Below are 6,076 nucleotides of genomic sequence, written 5' to 3' on the forward strand. Positions count from 1 at the left end.
CCCCCGGCACCCCCCGCCCCCTCCGCGTCGGCCTGCTCGGCTACGGCCTGGCCGGCTCCGTCTTCCACGCGCCGCTCATCGCCGCCACCGAGGGCCTCGTCCTCGATACGGTCTCGACGTCGAACCCGGAGCGCCAGGCCCAGGCCCGCGCCGAGTTCCCCGAGGTCCGTACGGCCGCGACGCCTGACGAGGTCCTGGCCCGCGCCGACGGGCTCGACCTGATCGTCATCGCGTCGCCGAACAAGACCCATGTCCCCCTCGCCAAGGCCGCCCTCGAGGCGGGCCTGCCGGTCGTCGTGGACAAGCCGCTGGCGGCCACCGCCGCCGAGGCCGAGGAGCTCGACGCGCTCGCGCGCGACCGCGGGCTGCTGCTGTCCGTCTTCCAGAACCGCCGCTGGGACAACGACTTCCTGACGCTGCAGAAGCTCATCGGGGAAGGCGCCCTCGGCGATGTGCAGCGCTTCGAGTCCCGCTTCGAGCGCTGGCGGCCGCAGCTCAAGGGCGGCTGGCGCGAGTCCGGCGACCCGGCCGAGATCGGCGGCCTCCTCTACGACCTGGGCAGCCATGTCGTGGACCAGGCGCTGACCCTCTTCGGCCCGGCCGTCTCCGTCTACGCCGAGGCCGACGTCCGCCGCCCGGGCGCGGCCGTCGACGACGACACGTTCATCGCGATCACCCACGCCGGCGGTGTCCGCTCGCACCTCTACGTCAGCGCCACCACCGCCCAACTCGGCCCCCGCTTCCGGGTGCTGGGCAGCCGCGCCGGCTACGTGAAGTACGGCCTCGACCCGCAGGAAGCCGCCCTCCGCGACGGCAAGCGCCCCGGCAAGGACGAGCCGTGGGGCGCCGAGCCCGAGTCGGCCTGGGGCCGCCTCGGCGCCGGCGAGTCGCCGCTGACCGGCGGCGGCGAGCCCGTACCGACCGAGCCGGGGGACTACCCGGCGTACTACGCCGCGGTGGCCGCCGCCCTGCGCGACGGCGGCGAGCCGCCGGTGACCGCGGGGCAGGCGGCGGCCGCGCTGCGGGTGCTGGAGGCGGCCCGCGAGTCGGCGGACACGGGCCGCACCGTCGCCATCAAGGAGGCAGGCGCATGAGCGACGCCGACAACGCGCTGATCGCCGAGCTCTGGGACCAGGAGCAGCGGCTGCGCTTCCCCCGCTTCGACAACGACGACGCCTGGGAACTCGGCTGCCTGCTCGCCGAGCTGGCGCTCGACCGCGGCGCCGCGGTGACCATCGACATCCACCGCGGCGGCCAGCAGCTCTTCCACCGCGCCCTGCCCGGCACCACGCCGGACAACGACGCCTGGCTGGCGCGCAAGCGCCGGGTGGTGGAGCGGTATCACGCGAGCTCGTATCTCGTCGGCACCCGCTTCCGGGCGAAGGGCACCACCTTCGAGGAGTCCTCGCGCCTGGACCAGGACCGGTACGCGGCGCACGGCGGCGCGTTCCCGATCCGGGTCGAGGGCGTCGGGGTCGTCGGGGTGGTCGGCGTCTCCGGGCTGCCGCAGGCGGCGGACCACGCGCTCGTCGTCGAGGGGCTCGAGCAGCACCTGAGCTGACTCGAGCGGCGCCTCAGCTGAACAGCCTGCCCAGCTCCGGCACCGGACCGACCTGCTCGCCGAGCAGCCGCAGTCCCTCCCACACCGTCACCTGATTCGCCGTCAGCACCGGCTTGCCCAGCTCCGCCTCCAGCGCGGTGATGTGCTCGGCCGAGTGCAGCGCCGTATCCGGCAGCAGCACCGCCTCGGCGTCCGGGTGGTCGCCGCCGCGGCCCAGCGCGAGCACCTCGTCCCGGCCCCAGGTGCCCACCTCGGCCGCGGTGATGATGCCGCTGGCCCGGGCGGAGACCACCTCGGCCCCGGCGGACTTCAGGAAGCCGGCGAAGAGCTGCGCCACGTCATCCGGATAGGTGGCCGCCACCGCCACTCGGCCCACCCCCAGCGCCTGCACCGCGCCCGCGAACGCGAACGACGTGCTCGACGCGGGCAGTCCGGCCTCCGCGGACAGCTGCCTGACCTGCTCCTTCGCGCCGTCCCACCCGTAGACGAAACTGGCGCTCGTGCACGCCCACACCACGACCTGCGCGCCCTGCCGCTTCAGCTCGCCGACCCCGGCCGCGATCCGCGGCACGGACCCCATCTCCAGGAGGGCGTCCACGCGGTGGGCGTCCTCGCCGATGTCCGTGTGCACGAGCGGCAGCCGCACGCCGCCGCCGATCATCCGCTCCAGGCGGGGATAGTCGTCCTCGGCGGAGTATCCGGGGTAGAGGAATCCGGCGGTCGGAGCAGCAGCGGGCATGCGGGTCCCTTCGTGGCGCACAGGCCGGTCGTAGCCGATAGCTGATCACTCGTCAGGAGTGATGGTTCACAGGAGGTCTTCGGGCCAGCTCTGGTCCGGCGGCGGGTCGGGAGCCTCCGGCTCCGCGCCCATCGGGCCGGCCAGCGCGGCCTCCGGCGTGTCGGGGCGTACGGGCGGCGCGGGCGCCTGGGCGACCGGCGGCGACGGATCCATCGACGCCGGGCCGAGCCGCGCCGCCGGATCAAGCAGCGCCTGGTACGGGCCCACTGCCTGGGCACCGACACGGTCCAGCGCGGCCCACATCGTGACCTGGTTGGCCGACAGCACCGGCATCCGCAGCTCCGCCTCCAGCTGCGGGATGACGTCGTAGGTCGGCAGGTTCGTACAGCTGATGAACAGCGCGTCGGGCGGCGGCTCGTTGGCCCCGGACGGAGCCACCGCGGCCCGCGCCATGTCCACCACATGGCGGTAGGGAACCTTCCAGATATGCCTGGTCAGCCCGAGGAACGCCCGCCCGGTGACGGCGATCCCGGCCTCCCGCAGAAAGTCCTCGAGCGCGTCGGTCACCGACTGCGTGTACGGCGTGACGAGCGCGACCCGCCGGGCCCCGATCTCGTGCAGCGCCGCGAGCATCGCGGATGACGTGGTCATTGCGGGGACCTCGGCCGCGTCGGACAGCGCGGCCGACATGGCCCGTTCACCGAAGTGCCCGTCCACGAAGCTGCCGGAGGCGCAGGCATACGCGATCACCTCGGGCGACACGGCGCACAGCGCCCGCGCGGCCTCCCGCAGGGTCTGATGCTCGCTCACCAGCCGGGCCAGGTCGAGGCTCACCTCGACCGGGACGAAGGGGGTCCGGGTCAGATGCAGCGACACATCGTCCGGCACCCATCGCCACAGCTCGCGATCGAGCGCGAAATCAAAAGGGGCTACGACACCCACACCACGTTGTGGTTGCGGTCCACCCAGAAAAGAGACATCCATAAGGCGCCCCATTTCGGTACGTAGGGCTATGAGACTCAGGAACTCACCATGCAGCCGGTACAGGGCCGGGACGTCGGGGCAGATGCGGTTATTGACGACGGTAGAGCCGCGCCCCTAGCGTGGTCAATCCTCGCATCTCGGACGTCCTCCCGCCTCCTCTGCAACGCCGTGTCCAGCCGTGTTTGAACCCGTCGGTAACGCTGCATCGCCCGCCCAGTACAGCCGACCCTCATTGCGAAACGGTTTCTCCCCCATGTCCCAAAGCATCATCCTTGTCCTCGAGGACGATCCCCTGCCTGACCTGTCCCGTCTCACGGATCGCGCCCGCGTCATCACCGCGGGTGAATCCGATCTTGCGGGGTTGCTCCCGGGGGCGGATGTCCTGCTCGTCTGGGACTTCCTCTCCGACGCCGTACGCGACGCCTGGCCCGCGGAAGGGCCCACGCCCGCCTGGGTGCACACGGCGAGCGCGGGGGTGGACCGGCTGATGTTCCCGGGACTGGTCGACTCCGATACGCAGCTCACCAACGCCCGCGGTGTCTTCGACCAGCCGATCGCCGAATACGTGGCGGGCCTGGTGCTGGCCATGGCGAAGGACTTCCGCGGCACCTACGAGCGGCAGCGGCAGCACCGCTGGCAGCACCGCGAGACGCTGCGGGTGGCCGGCACCCGCGCGGTGGTCGTCGGCTCGGGACCGATCGGCCGCGCCATCGCGCGCACGCTGGGCGGCCTCGGCGTCGTGACCGACCTCGTCGGCCGTACGGAACGGGAGGGCGTGCGCGGCATCGCCGCGCTGCCGTCGCTCCTCCCGCAGGCGGACTGGGTGATCAGCGCGGCGCCGCTGACGGACGACACGCGGGGGATGTTCGGCAAGGCCGCCTTCGAGTCGATGCCGGACCGCGCCCGGTTCATCAACGTCGGCCGCGGCGCATTGGTGGTCCAGCAGGAGCTCGCGGCGGCGCTGCGCTCCGGCGAGCTCACGGGCGCCGCCCTCGACGTCTTCGAATCCGAGCCGCTGGACGCGGACGACCCGCTGTGGGACGTGCCGGGCCTGTTCATCTCGCCGCATATGAGCGGAGATGTGGTGGGGTGGCGGGAGGCGCTGTCCGAGCAGTTCTGCGACAACTTCGAGCGCTGGGCGGCGGGGAAGCCGCTGTTCAACGTGGTGGACAAGCGGGCGGGGTATGTCCGTGGGTGAGCGGGCGGCGTACGCCCGTGGATGAGGAGGCCGGGATGACGGACCTGACCGCGCTGAGCGCGATCGAGCTGCTGCGGGGGTACCGGGCCGGGGACTTCAGCCCCGTGGAGGCCACCCGGGCCGTTCTGGAGCGGGCCGATGAGGTGCAGCGGCGCACCAATGCGTTCGTACGCATCGACGCCGACGAGGCGCTCGCCCAGGCCGACGCGTCCGCGGAGCGGTGGCGGCGGGGGGAGCCGGCCGGGCTCATCGACGGGGTGCCGAGCACGGTGAAGGACATCCTGCTGCAGCGGGGCCATCCCACGCTGCGCGGGTCGCGGGCGATCGGGGTGGACGGGGCGTGGGACGAGGACGCGCCCGCGGTGGCGCGGATGCGCGAGCACGGGGCGGTGTTCATCGGCAAGACGACGACGCCCGAGTTCGGGTGGAAGGGCGTCACGGACAGCCCGTTGAGCGGGGTGACGGGCAATCCGTACGACCCGGCCCGGACGGCCGGAGGGTCGAGTGGTGGGTCGGCGGCCGCCGTGGCCATGGGGGCCGGGCCGCTGACGCTGGGGACGGACGGGGGCGGGTCGGTCCGGATCCCGGGGTCGTTCTGCGGGATCTTCGCCCTGAAGCCGACGTACGGGCGGGTGCCGATCTATCCGGCGAGCGCCTTCGGGACGCTGGCGCATGTGGGGCCGATGACGCGGGACGCGGCTGACGCGGCGCTGCTGATGGACGTCATCAGCGGCGCGGACGGGCGGGACTGGTCGCAGCTGGGGCCGGTGGCCGGGAGCTTCCAGGACAGCCTGGACGCCGCGGGCGGCGGCGTGCGCGGGCTGCGGGTGGCGTACAGCCCGTCCTTCGGCGGTCAGGTCGCGGTGGACCCGGCGGTGGCGTCCGCGGTACGCGGGGTGGCCGAGCGGCTCGGCGAGCTGGGCGCCTTCGTGGAGGAGGCGGACCCGCCGATCGCGGACCCGGTGGAGGCCTTCCACGTCCTGTGGTTCAGCGGCGCGGCGCGCGTAGTGGCGCATTTCAGCCAAGAGCAGCGCAAGCTCCTGGACCCCGGCCTCCAGGAGATCGTGGCGGAGGGCGAGCGCTACAGCGCGCTGGACTATCTGGCGGCGGTGGATGTGCGGATGGCGCTGGGGAAGGCGATGGGGGCCTTTCATGAGCGCTACGACCTGCTGCTCACGCCGACGATGCCGGGGACCGCCTTCGAGGCGGGCGTGGAGTCTCCCGCGGGGTCGGGGCATCGGCGGTGGACGGGGTGGACGCCGTTCACGTACCCGTTCAACATGACGCAGCAGCCGGCGGCGACGGTGCCTTGTGGGATGGATGGGGCGGGGCTTCCGATTGGGGCGCAGTTGGTGGGGGCGCGGCATGGGGATGCGCTGGTGCTGCGGGCTGCGCAGGCTTTGTACGAGGCGGGGATTGCGGTGGGGGTGCCTGCGCCGGTGGTGTGAAGCTCCCATTGGCGTACGGGCGGCTTGGCATCGGATGGTGACGGCCGCGTCGCCGTCCTGCCGTGGGGTGCGGTGCCGGAAACGGAGGCTGGCTACGGGAGGAGCGGGGAGGGGGGCGCCTTTGCTTGCCGGGCGGCGGCTCGGGG

Annotated in this window: 6 protein-coding genes; 4 read left to right on the forward strand and 2 right to left on the reverse strand. The window is 73.0% G+C overall.

Annotated features, from left to right (window positions below; all coding sequences use genetic code 11):
* Both G5C51_RS39060 and G5C51_RS39065 read left to right on the forward strand, forming a co-directional pair.
* A partial coding sequence (locus G5C51_RS39060) for a Gfo/Idh/MocA family oxidoreductase (protein WP_420824908.1) occupies positions 1 to 1,094 on the forward strand: 1,094 nt, incomplete at its 5' end.
* Complete coding sequence (locus G5C51_RS39065) at positions 1,091 to 1,561, forward strand: heme-degrading domain-containing protein (protein WP_165245185.1); 471 nt, start codon at positions 1,091 to 1,093, stop codon at positions 1,559 to 1,561. The genes G5C51_RS39060 and G5C51_RS39065, both read left to right, overlap by 4 nt.
* Positions 1,562 to 1,574: 13 nt before the next feature.
* On the opposite strand, the gene G5C51_RS39070 is transcribed toward G5C51_RS39065, so the two are convergent.
* Entirely contained in the window at positions 1,575 to 2,300 is a 726-nt protein-coding gene (locus tag G5C51_RS39070; protein WP_165245187.1) for a maleate cis-trans isomerase family protein, read from the reverse strand.
* Positions 2,301 to 2,366: 66 nt separating this feature from the next.
* On the reverse strand, positions 2,367 to 3,284 hold the full coding sequence (locus tag G5C51_RS39075) for a maleate cis-trans isomerase family protein (RefSeq protein ID WP_165245189.1): 918 nt from the start codon (positions 3,282 to 3,284) through the stop codon (positions 2,367 to 2,369).
* 253 nt (positions 3,285 to 3,537) lie between these two features.
* Between G5C51_RS39075 and G5C51_RS39080 the strand changes: the two genes are divergently transcribed.
* Positions 3,538 to 4,482: a D-2-hydroxyacid dehydrogenase gene (locus G5C51_RS39080; protein ID WP_165245191.1), complete on the forward strand. Its 945-nt coding sequence runs from the start codon at positions 3,538 to 3,540 to the stop codon at positions 4,480 to 4,482.
* 35 nt (positions 4,483 to 4,517) lie between these two features.
* Positions 4,518 to 5,930: an amidase gene (locus tag G5C51_RS39085; protein ID WP_165245193.1), complete on the forward strand. Its 1,413-nt coding sequence runs from the start codon at positions 4,518 to 4,520 to the stop codon at positions 5,928 to 5,930.
* Positions 5,931 to 6,076: the final 146 nt, after the last annotated feature.

It is taken from the genome of Streptomyces coryli (assembly GCF_011044975.1).
Classification (GTDB): Bacteria; Actinomycetota; Actinomycetes; order Streptomycetales; family Streptomycetaceae; genus Streptomyces; species Streptomyces coryli.